This is a genomic window from Jeotgalibacillus haloalkalitolerans (genome assembly GCF_034427455.1).
In the GTDB taxonomy this organism is placed as follows: Bacteria; Bacillota; Bacilli; order Bacillales; family Jeotgalibacillaceae; genus Jeotgalibacillus; species Jeotgalibacillus haloalkalitolerans.
Genome location: NZ_JAXQNN010000001.1, coordinates 308262 through 328079 on the forward strand (window position 1 = coordinate 308262; position 19818 = coordinate 328079).

A 19818-nucleotide genomic window follows, 5' to 3' on the forward strand; every position below is an offset into this window, starting at 1 on the left:
AGCCAGGAGCGGGGCAGCTGAGTGAGCCCCGCTTTTTTTGAAAAAGGAGGCAGACGCATGTCAGCTGTTCATAAAAAAATATGGATTGACCGGATTGTTGATGTACTGGATCTGATTGCTTCTGTGATGATGGTCGTGTTGACGGCTGTTGTATTTGGAGAAGTGTTAAGCCGGTACGTATTTGACTTACCCCTGGTTTTTTCAAATGAATTAACACTTTTGTTATTTCCATGGGTGATTTTTATTGCTGCCATTTCAGTGACAAAAAATGAAGGGCATTTATCAATTAATTTCTTTAGAAATCTGATGCCAAAAGCAGTTCAGAGATGGGTTTTTGCTTTTTCAAAATTAGTCATGCTGTTTTTTTCTGTCTACATGTCTTTCTCGGCTTATCGTATGGGAGAAAATACAGCAAGTCAGGTCATGCCGGTGTTAAGAATTTCAAAAACATGGCTGATCACATCAGTAAGTGTATCATTTGCAGTTATTTCGCTTATATTAATCTATCAATTTGTGATGATTGTACTTGGTAAGTTAGAAGTTCCAGATGAGGAGGAGATGCTCGATGATCTGGATCATGGTAATTAGTTTTTTTCTGCTAATCGTATTAGGAGTACCAATTGCTTTTGCAATGGGTGCTTCAGCGTTAATGTATATTCTTGTAGCGGGTATTCCACTTGAAATGTTTTCACAGCGCTTTTTTTCCAATACACAGTCTTTCGCTTTCCTCGCAATTCCATTTTTTATTCTTGCCGGTAACTTGATGATTCACGGCAAAATTGCACAAAGAATAATTAATGTAGCCGATTCAATGGTCAGACAGCTGCCAGGAGGGCTTGGGTGTGTATCCGTCGTGACAAGTATGGGGATGGCCGGTGTGTCAGGTTCATCAGTAGCTGATGCTGCATCCACCGGGAGTGTACTGATTCCTGAAATGAAAAAAAGAGGTTACAGTGCATCATTTGCTGCGTCTATCAACGCTTCGAGTTCCGTTGTAGGTATTATCATACCGCCGAGCAGCACAATGATCATCATTGCCTGGCTGGCCAATTTATCAATTGCAGAAATGTTTATCGCTGGTATTATCCCCGGTATTCTCGTCGGGATCATTTATTTAATTACAACTGTGATTTTATCTGTTAAGCGGGGATATCCACGCGAAGAGAAGCCCACTTTTAAAGAGTTTTTCTATCATATTCGTAAAGCGTCATGGGCACTGCTTTTACCTGTGATTCTCTTAGGATCAATTGTAATGGGTATTGCGACAGCCACAGAAGCTGCTGCAATCTCAGTTGTATATGCCCTCCTTGTCGGTTTATTTGTGTATAGGAGTCTAAACTGGAAAAACATCTACCAGTCACTGAAAGAGACTGTTCACGGTACCAGTGTCGTGATGGTTACAGTATGTACGTCTATGATTTTTACCTGGGTTCTCATATCGGAAGGAATTCCACGCATGATTTCAGATGCATTGTACAGCCTTGGACTTCCGGGATGGGCCCTGATTTTAGTTCTGATTGCAATTATGCTTCTTGCAGGCATGATCATGGAGCTGGTACCGAACCTGTTTTTATTCATTCCAATCTTTTTCCCGATTGCGGCTGAGATCGGAATGGACCCAATTCAATTTTCAATTGTTATGCTCGTTTCACTTGCGCTTGGGATGTTCACACCACCAGTAGGTGCCACATTATTCATCTCATGCTATATCGCAAAAGTTGGTATTGAAAAGACAATAAAAGATATCCTCCCTTACTTTGTGTCAGGGATCATTGTCGTTTTGCTTCTTGCGTATATTCCATATTTAACGCTCGGTCTGCCAGCGTTATTTGAATAAGGGGGGAATAATATGAGTCAGGTTCATTTAGGTATCTGGAAAGATTGGCGTCTTCACGTCATTGTGTTTTTAATCGTGGTATTTGCTGAGTTCATTGGTACCCATGAGTTTTCAGTCGGTCCCGGAGTTGTTCTGCTTTTACCGATGCTTTATGCACTGCTGATCGGGCTGGGACTTTATTTCACACCGGCGGTAAAAGAAAAGCAGTCAAAAAATGCTGAACCGTTAATTGTGCTGGGTGTTACACTTCTGATTGCCAAAATTGGTGTGGTGATCGGACCGTCACTCCCGCAAATTATTGAAGCGGGACCTGCGCTGTTGCTGCAGGAGTTTGGTAACTTAGGGACAATTCTGCTTGCACTTCCTTTAGCAGTATTGCTTGGACTTAAACGGGAAAGTATCGGAATGACTCATTCCGTTGCAAGAGAACCAAACGTTGGTCTGATTATGGATAAGTATGGTTTTAACTCTCCTGAAGGCAGGGGTGTAATGGCTATCTACATTTTTGGTACTGTTTTTGGCGCTGTTTTCATGGGATTGATTGCAGGGTTCCTTGCTACGCTGACACCTCTGCACCCACTTTCATTCGCCATGGCATCCGGTATCGGAAGTGGAAGTATGATGGCTGCTGCAAGTGGGTCCCTGATTGGCTCTTTCCCTGAGTTTGAGAACGACATTATTGCATTTGCGGGTGCCAGTAACCTGTTATCACTTTCTACCGGTCTATATATGAGTATGCTGATCGGACTTCCGCTGACTGAGAAAATGTATCAGCTGATGACCAGAAATAAAGCGGGGAAGGGGCAGTCATAATGTTGAAAAATATTCAGGAGTGGATCATTCTATTAAGCATTTTTGCGGTTGTCTCATTGGCAGCTAACTGGATTGGCTATGATGTTATGCCGCTTTCAGCACTTCCCGGAATGCTTGTTCTTGTTGTCATTTGTCTTGCAGGTCTGATCATCCAAAGAGCACTTCCTTATAAAATTCCAAGTGTTGCATACATTGCGATCATCGGTATTTTGGCTTCAATGCCATGGATGCCGGGTTCTTCAACAGTGGTTGCGTGGACATCGGAAGTCCAGCTGCTGGCACTTACAACGCCGATATTAGCTTATGCAGGTATCGCAATCGGCCGTTCATGGACGGATTTTGTAAAGCTTGGATGGCGGACAATTGTAGTTGCAATGTTTGTTCTGCTTGGAACATTTTTAGGTTCAGCTTTGATCGCAGAAGTCGTACTGCGGTTTCAAGGGATTATATAAGAAAATGAGTTTGAGAGGGTTATTTAATATAAACGCTTTGTTAAAGTCCATTGTTGTTTCTGCACAGCTGGTGATTGAAGCGTAAGGGGGCGACTCCTGCGGCAGAAAGGGACGTGTGAGGCCATGGCGAAGCCTGCGGGCTCACCGCCCGGCCGCGGAAAGCGTCCCCCTGAAGCGGAAATCAACAGCCAACTTTAACAAAGCGAATATAAAAAAGATACCCCTGCAGTGAACACACTGCAGGGGTTAAAATATGAGTCTTTATGGACAAATACCCCCACCACCTTCTTTGAAATATGATATACTAATCATATAAATAGAAAATTCAGACTTATTGAACGAGGGGGAAATGAATATGATTAGGAAGTGGAAGCGAAGGCGGTTTACCTTCATTGCATTTCTTAGTGCCTGTCTGATTTTACTGGTAGGGTATATCAGTCAGCCGGTGAAAGACGTCAGTGTTGAAGGTATGATATCCGTAGCTCACAGAGGGGCAGCGAGTTATGCGCCGGAAAATACGCATGCAGCTTTTCAAAAAGGGGTAGAGCTCGGAGCAGACTTTATTGAAGCGGATGTGCATTTGTCCAGGGATGGTGAATTGATCATCATGCATGATGAATCAGTTGATAGAACAACAAATGGCAGCGGTCTGATTAAAGATATGACACTTGAGGAACTGAAAGCACTTGAAGCAGGGTCACATTTTCACCCTGATTATTACGGGGAACCGATTATTACGTTAAATGAATTAATGGAATCATTCTACGGACAGGTTGGACTTTTAATAGAGATCAAGCACCCTGCACTGTATCCGGGGATTGAAGAGAGAGTAGTAGAAGTATTATCGCAATACCCCGCAACCGAAAGTGTCATCGTCCAGTCCTTTGATATTGACGCAATGAAGCGTATCCATGAACTGGACCCGGACCTCCAAATCGCAGTCCTCATGAAAGCCTCTTTTGTACCCGTATCATTATGGCAATTAGACGATTTGACCTCATTTGCAACCTATATAAATTTTAATATTTCTTCAGTCGCAAAAAGAACAGTAGATGAAATCCATGCCCGCGGCGGAAAAGTGCTGGTGTGGTCAAAGAAAGATAAGCGGCTGATTCAAAAAGCCGTATCTTATGACGTCGATGGCATCATTACCGACTTCTCAAGATGGCCGGTAAACGAGGATATACAGACTTTAGATGAATAGACATGAAAACACCTGTTCAGCGCGGCACAACCACCGGGCTGAACAGGTGTTTTTGCAACCTGTCAGACGACTTTCTCAATATCCTTTTTCATGTCTGAAGGTTCAACTGCGGGTTCAAAGCGCTCTGCTACCTGACCATTGCGGTCGACCAGAAACTTTGTGAAATTCCACTTGATCTCCCCGCCATTTTCTTCTTTAAGAAATTTAAAGAGGTTTTCCGCTTCTTCGCCATTTACTTTGACTTTTGCCATTAATGGGAAAGTAACGCCGTAATTCACCTGACAAAATTCTGTCGTTTCCGCAATGTTTTCAAATTCCTGATTTGCAAACTGATCACATGGGAAGCCCAGCACAACCAGTCCCTCCTGCTGATATTGCTCATGCAGCTCCTGCAGACCTTTGAACTGAGGTGTGTAGCCGCATTTACTTGCAGTATTAACAATAAGCAGCGGCTGCCCTTTATAAGCATCCAGTGACATTACATCCCCATTGGTCTTGCGTACCGTATAATCGTAAACATTGTTCATATGTACAGCCTCCTTTTAAGTATTCATTACCTTTAGCATAGCAAACTTAAAAATGTTACGCACTTTTACTCTCTCGGGACGATATTGTTATCAAATATAACCATTTTTCTTACATCATTAGGTAATAATCATGTGAGAAAGAGAAGCTCAAACTGTTTTTTTATAAAAAATCATCTTTTTTTTGAATTTTTCTTCATATTTAATATAAACGCATACATATCAAGGCGTAAAAGGGTTTTATGAATACTGAAAAACGCTTTATGACAGCGTTTTCATTCATTTTTATTCATAAAAATGCAATAAAAATCGTTATCAGAATTTTATGTGAATGTCATTTTCATGATATACTAGTTCGAAAATGAAAGTACTATGGGCAAATGCCTCTCTTCACCTCAAATGAAGAACGACTTTCACACTTTTAAAAAAGAGAGGGGACGTTTAGATGAAAAAGACTGGTTATCCGGATCCGCAGGGTTTATATAGCCCGGAACTCGAACATGAAGCATGCGGTATTGGTATGATTGCCAATATTAATGGGGAAAAGACGCATAATATCGTTCAGAATGCGATTAACATTCTATGTAACCTCGAACACCGTGGAGGTCAGTCAGCCGATACAAGTACCGGTGACGGAGCCGGAATCCTGACACAGATCCCACACCGTTTCTTCCAAAAACAATGTGAAAAAGAAAATATATTCCTTCCTGACTCAGGCCGATATGGTGTTGGAATGGTATTCCTTCCTCAGGAACATAACACCAGAATGAAAAGTAAAGAGATGATTGAACAGATTATCGAGGAAGAAGGACAGGGATTTCTTGGCTGGAGACCGGTACCGATTAATGACTCATTCGTAGGTAAGGTCGCAACAAAGTCGAAGCCTGCGATTCGTCAGGTATTTGTTGAAGCATCTGACGACCTGAAGGATCAAATGGATTTTGAGCGCAAGTTATTTGTGATCAGACGCAGAATTGAACGTGAACTGCCAGTGATCGAAGGCTTTGAAGATGTGTATGTGAGCAGTCTTTCAACAAGAACCATCGTGTACAAAGGGATGCTGATCCCGGAACAGCTGGATTCTTTCTACATTGACTTGAATCACCCAGACTTCAAATCCGCGCTAGCGCTTGTCCACTCACGTTTCAGTACGAACACCTTCCCTAGCTGGAAACGCTCACACCCGAACCGTTATACGATCCACAATGGAGAATTTAATACGCTCAGGGGAAATGTGAACTGGATGAGAGCACGTGAGAAAATGTGTGCTTCTGAACATTTTAATGAGGATGAACTGAAAAAAATACTTCCGGTAATTGATGATGACGGAAGTGACTCTTCAATGTTTGATAATGCATTTGAATTCCTGCACCTGTCAGGCCGTTCTCTTGCTCATACTGCCATGATGATGGTGCCTGAACCATGGTCAAATGACAGCACAATCCGTGAAGAAAAGCGTGATTTTTATCAGTATCACAGTACATTGATGGAGCCATGGGATGGACCGGCTGCGCTTGTTACAACAGACGGCAACCAGATCTGTGCATTCCTTGACCGTAATGGACTTCGCCCTGCGCGTTACTATGTAACAAAGAGCGGGATGATTGTACTTGGTTCTGAAGTAGGTGCCCTTGATATCTTTGCTGATGATATTGAATACAAAGAGCGACTGACACCAGGGAAAATGCTGCTTGTTGACCTTGAAAAAGGAACAATTATACCTGATGAGGAAGTAAAGCTCCAGATTGCTTCCGAGCAGCCTTATAAAGAGTGGCTGACAAATCTGAAGGATCTTGAAGATTTAGAAGAGCCTGCAGAGCTTGCGCCTGAAATCACAGGAGAAGTACTTGCTGAGCAGCAGGTTGCTTTTGGCTACACGCGTGAAGAATTGAACAAAATCATTAAACCGCTTGTCTCTGAAGGGAAAGATCCTGTCGGGTCAATGGGGTATGATTCACCAATTGCTGTACTGTCTAAGAAACCTCAGCTTTTATATAACTATTTCAAGCAGTTATTTGCCCAGGTTACGAACCCTGCCATTGATGCGATCCGTGAAAAGCTGATAACAATGGTAGAAACGACAATCGGACCTGAAGGAAACCTTGTAGCACCTGGACCTGACAGTTGTAAGCATATCCGACTTAAAACACCGATTTTAAATAATAAACAGCTTGAGTCCCTTCGCCAACAGAACCTTGATGGTTTTGGAGCGGTGACGATTTCAACGCTTTTTGATGCAAAAGAAGGCAGTCTTGAGCCTGCCATGGAAGCAATCTTTGAAAAAGCTGATCAGGCTGTGGCTGATGGCAAAGTACTATTTGTCCTTTCTGACCGCGGTGTGACTGCAGATCAGGCAGCGATTCCTGCATTACTTGCAGTAGCAGGTCTGCATCATCACCTGATCCGTCAGGGAACACGTACAAAAGTCAGCATTTTACTTGAATCCGGTGAACCAAGAGAGGTTCATCACTTTGCAACACTATTAGGGTATGGTGCTGAAGGCATCAATCCATACCTTGCATTTGAAACTGTACGTGACCTGATCAAGACGGGTGAAATTGAAGATAAAACATATGACGAAGCAGTAGAAAGCTATATTCATGCAGCAACTGACGGCGTCATTAAAGTACTCTCAAAGATCGGAATCTCAACGATTCAGAGTTACAGAGGGGCACAGATTTTTGAAGCATTCGGTATTCATCCTGAAGTGGTGGATAAGTACTTTACAAGAACGCCTTCAAGAATCGGCGGCATCAAAATGGATATGATCGAAAAAGAAGTGCTTCTTCGTCATGAACGCGCTTATAAAGATAAGCGTGCCGGTACGCCGAGTTTGGATTCGGGCGATGATTATCAGTATCGTGCAAACGGAGAAGACCATACGTATAACCCAAGCACAATTCATACGCTGCAGCATGCCTGCCGTACGAATGATTATGCTGCTTTCAAAAAGTACTCACAGCTGCTGGCAGGAGAAGGTGCAAATCTCCAGTCACTTAGAGGGCTGATGCGATTCAAAAAGGGACAGTCAATCCCGATTGAAGAGGTTGAATCTGTAGAAGCAATCTGCCGCAGATTTAAAACAGGGGCAATGTCATACGGATCTATCTCACAGGAAGCGCACGAAGCACTTGCGATTGCGATGAACCGTATCGGTGGCCGCAGTAATTCCGGTGAAGGTGGAGAATCCCCTGAACGCTTTAAGCCATCACCAAATGGAGACTCACGCAGAAGTGCGATTAAGCAGGTTGCATCAGGCCGCTTTGGCGTAACGAGTCATTATCTTGTGAATGCAGATGAGATTCAGATTAAAGTCGCACAGGGCGCGAAGCCTGGTGAAGGTGGACATCTGCCAGGTAAAAAGGTTTATCCATGGATTGCAGAAGTGCGTGGCTCAACAACAGGTGTTGAACTGATTTCACCACCGCCGCACCATGACATTTACTCAATTGAGGATCTTGCAGAGCTGATCCATAACCTGAAAAACGCGAATCCAAGCGCACGTATCAGCGTTAAACTTGTATCAGCTGTTGGTGTTGGTACGATTGCGGCCGGTGTTGCAAAAGGTCGTGCTGACCTTGTATTGATCAGTGGATACGACGGTGGTACAGGTGCTGCACCGAGAACGAGCCTGAAGCATACAGGACTCCCTTGGGAAATCGGTCTTGCAGAAACGCACCAGACACTGCTATTAAACGGTCTGCGTGACCGTATTGTCATTGAGACAGACGGTAAAATGATGACCGGGCGTGACGTTGTCATGGCTTCACTGCTTGGCGCAGAAGAATACGGCTTCTCAACTGCACCACTTGTTGTGCTTGGCTGTATCATGATGCGCGTATGTCACCTGGATACATGTCCTGTTGGTGTTGCAACACAGAACCCTGAGCTTCGTAAAAAGTTCACGGGTGATGCTGAACACGTAGCAAACTTTATGAGATTTATCGCAATGGAAACACGTGAAATCATGGCTGAGCTCGGCTTCAGAACAGTGAATGAGATGATTGGACGCACTGATTTCCTTGAGCGCAATCCAAATATTGAGCACTGGAAAGCCGGAGACGTTGACCTTTCTCCACTGCTTTACTCACCGGATCTTCCGGCAAAAGTAGGCCGCTACCATATGCAGAACCAGGATCACGGACTGGAAAAAACGCTTGATTATCAGGAGCTGATTCCTCAGGCGAGAAAAGCGATTGAAGAAGGAGAGAAAGTCTTCTTTACAACTGCAATCCGTAACATTAACCGTGTAACCGGCTCAATGCTTGGCAGTGAAATCTCACGCCGATATGGAGCAGAAGGGCTGCCTGAGGATACGATTAACTTTACGTTTAAAGGATCAGCAGGTCAGAGCTTTGGCGCATTTATTCCTAAAGGCATGACGCTTCGACTCGTTGGAGATGCCAATGACTTCGTCGGTAAAGGGCTGTCGGGTGGTAAGATCATCGTTCATCCGGATCCTGTTGTTACATTCCCACCTGAAAAGAACATCATCATTGGTAACGTTGCGTTTTACGGAGCGTCTGATGGTGAAGCTTACATTCACGGTGTGGCAGGAGAGCGTTTCTGCGTACGTAACAGTGGCGCAGAAGTTGTTGTTGAAGGTGTAGGAGACCACGCATGTGAATATATGACGGGCGGACGGGTCGTTGTACTCGGAGAAACCGGCCGTAACTTCGCAGCAGGTATGTCCGGCGGGGTTGCATACATTTTCGATGAGAGCGGCTCATTCAGAGAGCGCTGCAATGAAGAGCTTGTGCTTGTTGAACCATTAACGGATCAGCAGGAAAAGCAGGATGTTTATAACATGATTGAAAAGCACGTCGAATATACAGAAAGCGGCCACGGCAAACGGATTCTCACATACTGGGAGAAGTATTCAGAGCAGTTTATCCGCGTTGTACCGAAAGCCTACCTGAAGATTAATACACGTATTAATGAATTAATCGAAAGCGGGTCAACAAGAGAAGACGCAGAAATGACTGCATTTGAAGAAAGTAAGCGTGAGGTCGTTACGCAATAATCTTTAAGGAGGGATTTGATGGGGAAAGCTACTGGATTCATGGAATATGAACGTCATTCGCAGCGTGAGCGGGATCCTAAAGAACGAATTAAGGATTGGAAAGACTATACTGCGCGGATGCCTGAAGAAGAAGTGAAGCTGGAAGGAGCGCGCTGCATGGACTGCGGCGTGCCTACCTGCCACACAGGAACAGAAATCAACGGACAGACCACAGGATGCCCGGTTAATCATTTGATTCCTGAATGGAATGACCTTGTTTATCAGGGTAAGTGGAAGGAAGCACTTGAGCGTGAGCACGAGAAAAACAACTTCCCGGAATTCACAGGCATTGCATGTCCAGCACCATGTGAGGGAGCATGTGTACTTGGTATTAACGAAGACCCTGTAGCGATCCGTACAGTTGAACGTTCAATTATTGAGCGCGGCTTTGATGAAGGATGGGTAGTGCCGGAACCACCAAAACAGCGCACAGGGAAAAAAGTGGCTGTCGTCGGCTCAGGTCCTGCGGGTCTTGCGGCTGCAGCACAGCTGAATAAAGCGGGTCACCTGGTAACTGTATTCGAAAAGAACGATCGCGTAGGCGGTCTTCTGACATACGGAATCCCTGAAATGAAGCTGCCTTATGCAGTCGTTGAAAGACGTGTAAATATCCTGAAAGAAGAAGGGATTCAATTCGAAACAAATGCTGATATCGGCGGGAATGTACCGGTACAAAAGCTGCGTGACGAATTCGATTCAATTATTCTTTGCGGCGGCGCTCAGGTGCACCGTAATATTCCTGTAGAAGGCCGTGACCTGAAAGGCATTCATTATGCAATGGACTTCCTTCATGCCAACACGAAGAGCCTTCTTGACTCTAATCTGGAAGACGGTAACTATATTTCTGCTAAAGGAAAAGATGTAATCGTCATCGGTGGGGGAGATACAGGAACTGACTGTCTGGCAACTGCAATCCGTCACGAGTGTAACAGCCTGACTCAGTTTGATATCTACGATAAAAAAGGCTCAATCCGTGATGCAATGGGTAACCCATGGCCGCAATATCCAATCGTTCACCGTATTGAATACGGTCAAAAAGAAGGGGCTGCGAAATTCGGCTCTGATCCGCGTGCCTTTGCTGTCCAGACAACAAAATTTGTCGGTGATGAAGAAGGCAATGTGAAAGAAGTACACACAATTAACGTTAAGCTTCGCATTGATGAAAACGGCAACCGCATCCGCGAAACGATTCCAGGTACAGAAAAAGTCTGGAAAGCAGACCTTGTTCTGCTTGCAATCGGCTTCAGCGGACCGGAGCAGGGGCTGATCAAGCAGCTTGAGCTTGAAACAACGGAACGTTCTACGGTTAAGGCTGAATACGGTGACTACCGTACAAATGTAGAAGGCGTATTCTCAGCTGGTGACATGAGACGCGGACAGAGTCTGATTGTCTGGGCAATCAACGAAGGCCGCGAAGCAGCACGCGAATGTGACCGCTACCTGATGGGATCGACTGTATTGCCTTAAACTTCTTATTACAAGAGAGCACTTGCTTTTTGAACATTTTAATAAAGAAATTTTAGTGGAGCGAAGTGAAAGGTGGCGACTCCGGGACGATTAGAGGGAAGCTGAGACCCCGCAACCGAAGGTGAGGAGGCTCAGCAACCTCCGTCCGGAAAGCGTCCACCTGAAACGCAGCGAAACGATTTTAGAACCTGAGACATTTTGTCCAGGTTCTTTTTGTTTTCGAAAAATTTCGCGAAAATTGTTTGTTGAAACAACTAACAGGGAAACAGAAAAAGGCAGTTTCATCACAAATTTACATAAGGAGGAACAACATTGAGTAGCGAAAACCCGAACAAAAAGCAGCAGCAGCTCGAACAGTTCAAAACAGATGACTCCGGTAAAAAGATGACAACCAATCAGGGGCTTAAGATATCAGAAGATGAATTTTCACTGAAAGCTGGTGTAAGGGGGCCAACCCTCCTTGAAGACTTTCAATTCAGAGAAAAAATGACACACTTTGACCATGAGCGTATTCCTGAGCGAATTGTGCACGCACGAGGATCGGGTGCTCACGGGGAGTTTGAATTATATGATTCACTTGAAGATGTAACGAAGGCTGGTTTTTTAACAGATACTTCGAGAAAAACACCTGTATTCGTACGTTTTTCAACAGTAGCAGGCTCTAAAGGGTCAGCCGATCTGGCACGTGATGCACGTGGATTTGCTGTAAAGTTTTATACAGATGAAGGTAACTATGATCTTGTCGGAAATAATATTCCGGTATTCTTCATTCAGGATGCGATTAAATTCCCGGACCTTGTACATGCAGTAAAGCCTGAGCCGCATAATGAAATTCCGCAGGCAGCCTCAGCTCATGATACATTCTGGGATTTTGTAGCGAATAACCAGGAGTCTGCACATATGGTGATGTGGACGATGTCTGACCGTGCGATTCCGCGAAGCTATCGTATGATGGAAGGCTTCGGGGTGCATACATTCCGCTTTATTAACGCAGAAGGACAGGCCCATTTTGTGAAATTCCACTGGAAGCCTGTACTTGGCACGCATTCAGTCGTATGGGATGAAGCGCAGAAGCTGAACGGGAAAAATCCTGACTTCCATAAAGCGGATCTGTTTGAATCAATTGAAAACGGTGACTACCCTGAATATGAGCTTGGTGTTCAGCTTGTGTCTGAAGAAGATGAATTCAAATTTGATTTTGATGTACTGGATCCGACAAAGCTCTGGCCTGAAGAAGATGTACCGGTACGAATCGTCGGGAAGATGACACTGAACCGCAATCCGGATAACTTCTTTGCAGAAACGGAACAGGTGGCATTCCACCCGGGGCATCTGGTGCCGGGTATTGATTTCACAAATGATCCGCTACTCCAGGGACGTCTATTCTCTTATACAGATACGCAGCTGATCCGTCTTGGCGGTCCGAACTTCCATGAGCTCCCGATTAACCGCCCTGTATGCCCGTTCCATAACAACCAGCGCGACGGTTATGGCAGACAGACCATTAATAAGGGTCAGGTGAGCTATCACAAGAACTCACTTGCGAACAATACGCCGGAGCCTGCCACACCTGAAGAAGGCGGCTTTGAACATTATCAGGAGAAGATGGAAGGACGCAAAGTCCGCGCAAGAAGCGACAGCTTTAAAGACCACTTTTCACAGGCAACGCTTTTCTATAACAGTATGAGTGCGCCTGAAAAAGAGCATATGCAAAACGCATTCAGCTTCGAGCTTGGTAAAGTTGAAAGTGAATCAGTCCGCCGTCAGGTCGTTGATATGTTTGCGAATGTCAGTATGGAACTGGCAAGTGAAGTGGCGAAAAATATTGGCCTTGATGCACCTCAGGGACATGATTCAGGTGTGACAAAATCATCCCCTGCACTGAGCCAGGAAAACACAGTGAAATCTGCAAAGACACGTAAAGTACTGTTGATTGCAGGTGACGGTTTTGAAGGTGATGTACCTTCTATCATTGAAAAGCTTGAGAGTGACGGTGTAGAAGTTGAGGTTGTGAGTGAAATGATGGGTGTACTCAAAGGTGCAGATGGCTCTGAGCTGAAAGTGGATCAGACATTCCTGACAGCCGACTCAGTCCTCTATGATGCACTATACGCAGTAGGTGGCAAGGACCTCAGCAAAAAATTTGTTCAGACGACTTCCTACTTCCTGAATGAAGCGTTTATGCACTTTAAGCCGATTGGTGCAACACACGAAGGAACAAAGTGGCTTGAAGCAAATGATATTGCAGACAGCCCTGGCGTGATCCATGGCAATGATGCGGACAGCTTCACACATTCTTTTGTTGAAGCAATCAAAGCGCACCGTCACTGGAGCCGTGAAGTTTAACTAATATATTTCGAGGAACTGCCCGCACCTTATCTGGTGACGGGCAGTTTTTTCTGTTTCAGCCGTGGTATACTAAACAGCATCACTCAATAAAGGAGCAACACATGACGAACAACTGGCAGCAATTCAATCTCAGCCCTTCAATTTCAGAAGCACTTGAGAAGCTTTCTTATACAGCACCAACAGAAGTACAGGAGCAGGTAATCCCCGCATTAAAAGCCGGGCACGACCTGATGGCAAAAGCCCAGACAGGAAGCGGTAAAACTGCTGCGTATGCAATTCCGATCTGTGACGAAGTCATCTGGGAGGAAAACAAACCACAGGCACTTATCATTACCCCTACACGTGAACTGGCTGATCAGGTCCGTCTTGATGCCCTCGCAATCGGGCGTTTTAAGCGACTGAAAGCTGCAGCTCTATATGGCAGACAGTCTTTTGCCAAGCAGAAGCTTGAGCTGAAACAGAAAACACATATCATCTCAGGGACACCTGGCAGACTGCTTGACCACCTCGAGAAAGGTACCTTTGATCCATCCAAATTAAAATATGTGATCATCGATGAAGCTGATGAATTATTCAACAGAGGATTTATTGAGCAGGTGGAAGCCATTATGGCATTCATGCCAAAAGACAGGCTTACAGGGCTCTTCTCAGCGACTTTCTCTGAAGAAGTAGAGTCATTGGCTGCCAAATGGCTAAAAACGCCTGAGCGCTTCGAGATTGCCTCTCAGCATAAGGTAGAAGATCTGATTCAGCATTTTTACATGAAAACAGAAGAAAAACAGAAGTTTGAGCTGTTGAAGCAGGTAACGATGAGTGAGAACCCGGATACATGCATGATCTTCTGCCGCACACAGGACCGGACAGACGAATTAACCGAAAGACTCGATCGTGCAGGTTATTCATGCGATAAAATTCACGGCGGAATGGTTCAGGAAGAACGTTTTGATGTGATGAATGAATTCAAACGGGGGGACTTCCGTTATTTAATTGCAACAGATATTGCAGCACGCGGAATTGACGTAGCCAACGTATCTTTAGTCGTAAACTATGATCTGCCACTGGAACTGCCTGCATATACGCATAGAAGCGGCAGAACGGGCAGAGCAGGACAGAACGGTAAAGTAGTTTCGTTTGTTGAAGCTGGCCGGGAAGATGACCGTCTGGCAGCCATCATTGAATACACTAATGCGAATCTGATTGAACTTTATTCAGTGCCGCCTGCTGACATTGGCGCTTTCTGGTCCAAAATGGACGAGCAGCAGGAACGGAAAACGGCTGCAATTGAAAAAGTTAGTGAAGATATCCTGAAGATCTACGTGAATGGCGGTAAAAAGAAGAAGCTGAGAGCGGGAGACTTTGTGGGTACAATCACATCAATTGATGGTGTAACTGCAGATGATATTGGCATTATCACCATTGAACCGACCTGTTCTTTTATAGAAATCCATAACGGTAAAGGTCACAAGGTGATCAATGCTTTAAAAGAAACGACAATTAAGGGTAAGAAGCTAAAAGTATATCCAGCGAAAAAGTAAAATAAAACACCGTCACCTGATTTACAGGCAGACGGTGTTTTTATAGATTCCTGAAAAGTTCCTTATACGTTTGTCATTGTCTTCTATGGTGGTAGCTTCCGTGATAAACTTTTAGTTAAATACTTGATTCAGATCGATAGAGGAGGAGCGGCATGTTAACACTTATTAAAAAAGCGGATGTATACAGCCCTGATCATCTTGGTATTAAAGATATTTTAATAGCTGATAAACGTATAGCAGCAATAGAAGATCATATTGATTTACCTCCTCACACGCCAGGACTTACAGTGATCGAGGCTGATGGAAAGATCGCTGTGCCCGGGTTTATTGACTCCCACGTTCACATTATGGGAGGGGGAGGTGAAGGCAGTTATAAAACACGTACACCCGAACTCCAATTAACGGATGCTACACTTGGCGGTGTCACAACGCTTGTAGGCGTAATTGGTACGGATGGGACCACACGTACAATGCCGTCTCTGATTGCCAAGGCAAGAGCGCTTGAGGAAGAAGGGATCACCTGTTATATACATACAGGATCTTATCAGGTACCAGTCAAAACGCTGACAGGGAAGATAGAAGACGATTTAATATTAATCGACCGCGTAATCGGAGCTGGGGAGATAGCGATCTCAGACCACCGTTCCTCACAGCCGACTGTTCAGGAACTTGCTAAAATCGCATCTGCTGCAAGAATTGGCGGTATGCTATCCGGCAAAGCCGGGATTGTTAACATCCACGTAGGTGACAGTTACGATCACCTTACATTGATTGAAGAAGTTGTTGAAACCACAGATATACCGATTAAACAGTTTTATCCGACGCATATAAACCGGAACCCTCACTTATTTGAAGCAGGTATCGAGTTTGCGAAAAAAGGCGGATATGTCGACTTCACAACCAGTACGATTCCAAAGTTTCTCGAGGAAGGCGAAGTAAAGTCCGCTACAGCATTAAGAAAGATGCTTAATGCAGGTGTAGATCCATCCTTAATTACATTTACATCAGATGGCCAGGCAAGCTTACCTGATTTTGATGAAAATGGTGAGTTAATCGGGCTACAGTTAGGGAAAGTAACCTCCTTATTTGAAGCGGTTCATGAAGCAATAACCGTTGAAGGAATTGATCTTAGTACGGCTATCCGGGTCATCACCAGAAACCCTGCAAAGATATTAAAGCTTTCTCAAAAAGGGGAGCTTGCTGAAGGGAAAGATGCGGATATTGTTCTACTAGATCAGCAGAATTATTTAATTGACAGCGTGTTCGCTTTAGGACAGCTAATGGTATCGAATCAGGAGCCTATAATTAAAGGGACATTTGAATAACTATATCAATAAAAGGCTTCTGAAATGCTGCTCAGAAGCCTTTTTTATGATCTGATTTAAATAAAGCTTAACCCTATAATAATAAAAATGACAGGAATTAATAGTATTGCTATGGATATCCCAATCACCAGTGAAACGCCAAGTCCTTTCCAACTTGAAAAGTTGTGCACAACCCCAATCGTTTTACTCGTAATCACAATATTCCAGGTGGTGATGATTAACGTAATCAAGCTTAATAATAGTGATGCGCCAAGTGGCAGTGAAGAATACTCACCCCAGGCAGGTCTCTGGAAGAATTGATCACCATATATCAGAATGAAAACCATTATAATCGGCAGCATGAAAAGATTTGGAATCGCAGTAAGTCCAATTGCCTTTCTCATATCATGCAATGTGCCGCTTCCATTCATCCACTTACCAACCAGTGTATATAACCAGCTTCCCACAAAGAATCCAATGAGTCCGAAAATAGGTCCTGAGATAAGAATTAAAAACGTCACTAATATCAATGATCTGTCTTCTGTGAAACCTGATTCCTGCAGACCGTTTAACGTAGTTGCATATGAAGCTAAAATGAGCAAAATAATCGAGTAATTTTTACTTTTATTTTCTATTACGTATTTTGCTGTGCTTTTTGGTTTAAACCAAACTGAGAAAATTGGATTCATTTAACAGCGCCTCCTTTTACCTACTAGTACGAATGACATTATATTTAGTTTCATATTTTTCCTTAATATAGATAAATACGCATGTGTATACAAAAACGTATACAAGTATACAATTTGTAAACATAATGTATACAATAACGTAAACATGTAAACAAATGTGTACACATGCCTTTATATCAGCGTGTGTACGACTGTGTAAACATGTAAACGGATTTGTATACAACGTATCTGATTTTTCAGTACTTAAGATTGATTGACGTTTACCCTTCTCTTATATAAAGTTAATAGGAGCGGAATATATCCGTAGATTTTTTTCAGGAGGTTTACTATGACTAAATCAAGAATTGCAGCAGTTGATGTTGGAAATGATTCAGTAAAAGCATTATTTGGCCAATCAGACTATGAACTAAATATCCCGAACGTTATTGCAAGAGATCGTGAGGATCGCCCGGTAATCGGAATTGAAGACCTTCACGAGAAAGATCCGCTTGATGGCTTACATATCCGCGTTCACTCCCCTGCCCTGCAGGATAATAACGCAATTTACCGTGTAGGTAACCTTGCTACAAAGAGTGACAATGCGACAGAACTTGACCCGGGCAGCAGCAAATCAGAAGAAGATCAGTCACTAGTAATGTTGTTTGCAAGTATTGCGTTGGATGCAGCGCGCGAAAACAGCGGCTTTGAAGCTAAAAACAACGTGATTGATGCAACATATACTCTGGGAACAGGCTTACCGTTAAGAGAAGTAAAAGAGGGTAAGGACGTAGGTTTCCGTTCACAGCTTCTGGGCTCTGTTCACCAGGTGGAATTCTTAGTGACACCGAAACACCAGGGCAAGAAAGTAAATATCAAATTTGAAGAAGTAAAGGTATATCCTGAAGGATTTGCTGCATTTATTAACCTTGTGATGGACAATGAGGGTAAAATCATTAACCGTGACCTGATCGATAAGCAGATTTTAATCCAGGATATCGGCGGTTTATCAACAGATATCGCTGTTATTCGCAATCGAAATGTTGATGACGATAAGGCTCAGGGCTTTAATCTGGGTGTATCTGAATCTCTTGAAGCAATTCGTGAAGAAATCCGCTCACGCCATGGTGTAGAGCTTGATACACGTCGTGATGTAGTAGATATTATTACGAAGAAAAATGACCGTAACCACATCATGGTGAAGGGCTCACGTACAAGCGTACATGACATCACTGACCGCATCCTTTTGGACCTTGCTAAGAAGGAATACCGTCACCTGCGCAACGTATGGGCAAAGAACTCACAGACAGAGATTTGCTACTTTGTCGGAGGCGGCTCAATGGTATTGAAAGACTACCTAAAAACACTTAATAACAACCTTGATGGCTATAACATTGATTTCTTTGAGGACGAAAAAGAAAGTATCTGGATGATGGCTAACGCTTATCATAAGCTGATCAATGATTTCGTGCGTAAAAACAGTAAGGAAGCTGCTCCTAAGAAAACTGAAGCGAAAGCAGCTTCAAAGTAAGGTGTATTAAATGAGTGGTACGATCAAGAAGGGACAGGCGATTACCTTTCGCCTGCCTTCTGATACACCGGACCATTTGCTGAGGGAATTGCAAAGGCTGAAAGAAGCTGAGAAGAGAAATTTTTCAAGTAAAATTGCAGAATTTGCACTTGAAGGTCTCGGTAAGAACTCTCAGAAAGAAAGAGAGACGATTACCGTACCAATCCCAAAACAGCTATCCAAAGAACAGCGGGCATGGCTCAGACATGCACACTCTGAAGCGCTGCTTGGTAATATCGTCTATCAGCTTCTGAATGATCCGGTCAGGGCTACAGCGATCCTGGCATCGATGAACAGTACTTCTCTGTCAGTAGATGAGGCACTTTACCTGCAGGAAGAAGAACAACCTGAAGGAGCGCCTCAGCCTGCACCACCTGTACAGCAGGACCCTGAATTTGATGACCTCGACTCAATTGATTCCATTGAAATTGAGCGAGAAGAGGTTCAGGAAGAAAAAGAAGAAGACTTAGATGACCTATTAGGAAGTTTCTTGGATAAAATGAATAAATAAATGATTAAAAAGGAATCTATTGGAATAGATTCCTTTTTAATTTATTAATTAATTTACATATTTTATAAAAATATTAATATAAATTTATAGTTATAGCTACTGAAGTGGAATGAGAAAAGAGAACATTTATTAAAAACAGGCTGATTATTAAATTTACATTTAGTGAAACGGAGCGTAAGGCGGCGACTCCGGGACGATTAGTTGGAAGCTGAGACTCTGAGGAGGCTCAGCAACAACCGTCCGGAAAGCGTCCCCGCCTGAAGTACAGTGAAACGATTAAAAAAAGCGAGACAATTTACATGTCCCGCCTTCTAATATTATTCTTCCAAACGGCCCTCTTCTTTCAACTTCCTGCGTCTGCTGTTCATAAATAAAATAACAGCACCAACTGTAGAAAAGAACAAAACCATGTAATCAAATGGCACAGGTTCATCTTTCGTTACAATCAGATAAAAAATCCTGATTGAATTAATCAGCAAAACCACACTTAAAATTAAATCAAGTTTTCTTAAATCCACGATGTAC

The 19818-nt window shown here is 43.7% G+C and carries 15 protein-coding genes; 12 read left to right on the forward strand and 3 right to left on the reverse strand.

Going from position 1 to position 19818, the window contains the following annotated elements; all coding sequences use genetic code 11:
• Positions 1 to 57: 57 nt before the first annotated feature.
• The 5 genes from UFB30_RS01555 (at position 58) to UFB30_RS01575 (ending at position 4306) form a co-directional block, all read left to right on the forward strand.
• Entirely contained in the window at positions 58 to 588 is a 531-nt protein-coding gene (locus UFB30_RS01555; protein ID WP_322419911.1) for a TRAP transporter small permease, read from the forward strand.
• Entirely contained in the window at positions 566 to 1837 is a 1272-nt protein-coding gene (locus tag UFB30_RS01560; protein ID WP_322419912.1) for a TRAP transporter large permease, read from the forward strand. The genes UFB30_RS01555 and UFB30_RS01560 overlap by 23 nt, the downstream gene beginning before the upstream one ends.
• 12 nt (positions 1838 to 1849) lie before the next feature.
• Positions 1850 to 2650, forward strand: a complete 801-nt coding sequence (locus UFB30_RS01565; protein ID WP_322419913.1) for a DUF3100 domain-containing protein — start codon at positions 1850 to 1852, stop codon at positions 2648 to 2650.
• Positions 2650 to 3102 carry a hypothetical protein gene (locus tag UFB30_RS01570; protein WP_322419914.1) on the forward strand — a complete coding sequence of 151 codons (453 nt, stop codon included), beginning with the start codon at positions 2650 to 2652 and terminating at the stop codon, positions 3100 to 3102. The genes UFB30_RS01565 and UFB30_RS01570 overlap by 1 nt, the downstream gene beginning before the upstream one ends.
• Positions 3103 to 3457: 355 nt before the next feature.
• Positions 3458 to 4306: a glycerophosphodiester phosphodiesterase gene (locus UFB30_RS01575; RefSeq protein WP_322419915.1), complete on the forward strand. Its 849-nt coding sequence runs from the start codon at positions 3458 to 3460 to the stop codon at positions 4304 to 4306.
• Positions 4307 to 4368: 62 nt separating this feature from the next.
• On the opposite strand, the gene UFB30_RS01580 is transcribed toward UFB30_RS01575, so the two are convergent.
• The gene (locus tag UFB30_RS01580; protein ID WP_322419916.1) at positions 4369 to 4833 is read right to left on the reverse strand and encodes a glutathione peroxidase; all 465 of its coding nucleotides are present in this window, start codon (positions 4831 to 4833) and stop codon (positions 4369 to 4371) included.
• Positions 4834 to 5275: 442 nt separating this feature from the next.
• Between UFB30_RS01580 and gltB the strand changes: the two genes are divergently transcribed.
• The 5 genes from gltB to iadA all read left to right on the forward strand — a co-directional run bounded on the left by gltB (position 5276) and on the right by iadA (position 16568).
• Positions 5276 to 9853, forward strand: a complete 4578-nt coding sequence (gene gltB, locus UFB30_RS01585) for a glutamate synthase large subunit (protein WP_322419917.1) — start codon at positions 5276 to 5278, stop codon at positions 9851 to 9853.
• An 18-nt stretch (positions 9854 to 9871) separates the two neighbouring features.
• Positions 9872 to 11359: a glutamate synthase subunit beta gene (locus tag UFB30_RS01590; RefSeq protein WP_322419918.1), complete on the forward strand. Its 1488-nt coding sequence runs from the start codon at positions 9872 to 9874 to the stop codon at positions 11357 to 11359.
• 312 nt (positions 11360 to 11671) lie between these two features.
• On the forward strand, positions 11672 to 13705 hold the full coding sequence (locus UFB30_RS01595) for a catalase (RefSeq protein WP_322419919.1): 2034 nt from the start codon (positions 11672 to 11674) through the stop codon (positions 13703 to 13705).
• 104 nt (positions 13706 to 13809) lie between these two features.
• A complete protein-coding gene (locus UFB30_RS01600; protein ID WP_322419920.1) occupies positions 13810 to 15243 on the forward strand; it encodes a DEAD/DEAH box helicase in 1434 nt (477 codons plus the stop codon).
• A 152-nt stretch (positions 15244 to 15395) separates the two neighbouring features.
• Positions 15396 to 16568, forward strand: a complete 1173-nt coding sequence (gene iadA / locus UFB30_RS01605; RefSeq protein WP_322419921.1) for a beta-aspartyl-peptidase — start codon at positions 15396 to 15398, stop codon at positions 16566 to 16568.
• Positions 16569 to 16624: 56 nt separating this feature from the next.
• On the opposite strand, the gene UFB30_RS01610 is transcribed toward iadA, so the two are convergent.
• On the reverse strand, positions 16625 to 17236 hold the full coding sequence (locus UFB30_RS01610; protein ID WP_322419922.1) for a YIP1 family protein: 612 nt from the start codon (positions 17234 to 17236) through the stop codon (positions 16625 to 16627).
• Between the two features lie 328 nt (positions 17237 to 17564).
• Between UFB30_RS01610 and UFB30_RS01615 the strand changes: the two genes are divergently transcribed.
• Both UFB30_RS01615 and UFB30_RS01620 read left to right on the forward strand, forming a co-directional pair.
• Positions 17565 to 18743: a ParM/StbA family protein gene (locus UFB30_RS01615; protein WP_322419923.1), complete on the forward strand. Its 1179-nt coding sequence runs from the start codon at positions 17565 to 17567 to the stop codon at positions 18741 to 18743.
• Between the two features lie 10 nt (positions 18744 to 18753).
• Entirely contained in the window at positions 18754 to 19293 is a 540-nt protein-coding gene (locus UFB30_RS01620; RefSeq protein WP_322419924.1) for a hypothetical protein, read from the forward strand.
• 317 nt (positions 19294 to 19610) lie between these two features.
• Here the strand turns inward: UFB30_RS01620 and UFB30_RS01625 are convergent, their stop codons facing one another.
• Positions 19611 to 19811 (reverse strand): hypothetical protein, encoded by a 201-nt coding sequence (locus UFB30_RS01625; RefSeq protein WP_322419925.1) that lies wholly within the window; start codon positions 19809 to 19811, stop codon positions 19611 to 19613.
• Positions 19812 to 19818: the final 7 nt, after the last annotated feature.

Excerpts from the sequence above, each read along its gene's own strand:
- gltB (WP_322419917.1), top strand. The coding sequence starts at position 5,276 with ATGAAAAAGACTGGTTATCCGGATCCGCAGGGTTTATATAGCCCGGAA.
- UFB30_RS01565 (WP_322419913.1), top strand. The coding sequence starts at position 1,850 with ATGAGTCAGGTTCATTTAGGTATCTGGAAAGATTGGCGTCTTCACGTC.
- iadA (WP_322419921.1), top strand. The coding sequence starts at position 15,396 with ATGTTAACACTTATTAAAAAAGCGGATGTATACAGCCCTGATCATCTT.
- UFB30_RS01560 (WP_322419912.1), top strand. The coding sequence starts at position 566 with ATGATCTGGATCATGGTAATTAGTTTTTTTCTGCTAATCGTATTAGGA.
- UFB30_RS01580 (WP_322419916.1), bottom strand. The coding sequence starts at position 4,833 with ATGAACAATGTTTACGATTATACGGTACGCAAGACCAATGGGGATGTA.
- UFB30_RS01575 (WP_322419915.1), top strand. The coding sequence starts at position 3,458 with ATGATTAGGAAGTGGAAGCGAAGGCGGTTTACCTTCATTGCATTTCTT.
- UFB30_RS01590 (WP_322419918.1), top strand. The coding sequence starts at position 9,872 with ATGGGGAAAGCTACTGGATTCATGGAATATGAACGTCATTCGCAGCGT.
- UFB30_RS01555 (WP_322419911.1), top strand. The coding sequence starts at position 58 with ATGTCAGCTGTTCATAAAAAAATATGGATTGACCGGATTGTTGATGTA.
- UFB30_RS01610 (WP_322419922.1), bottom strand. The coding sequence starts at position 17,236 with ATGAATCCAATTTTCTCAGTTTGGTTTAAACCAAAAAGCACAGCAAAA.
- UFB30_RS01620 (WP_322419924.1), top strand. The coding sequence starts at position 18,754 with ATGAGTGGTACGATCAAGAAGGGACAGGCGATTACCTTTCGCCTGCCT.
- UFB30_RS01600 (WP_322419920.1), top strand. The coding sequence starts at position 13,810 with ATGACGAACAACTGGCAGCAATTCAATCTCAGCCCTTCAATTTCAGAA.
- UFB30_RS01570 (WP_322419914.1), top strand. The coding sequence starts at position 2,650 with ATGTTGAAAAATATTCAGGAGTGGATCATTCTATTAAGCATTTTTGCG.
- UFB30_RS01615 (WP_322419923.1), top strand. The coding sequence starts at position 17,565 with ATGACTAAATCAAGAATTGCAGCAGTTGATGTTGGAAATGATTCAGTA.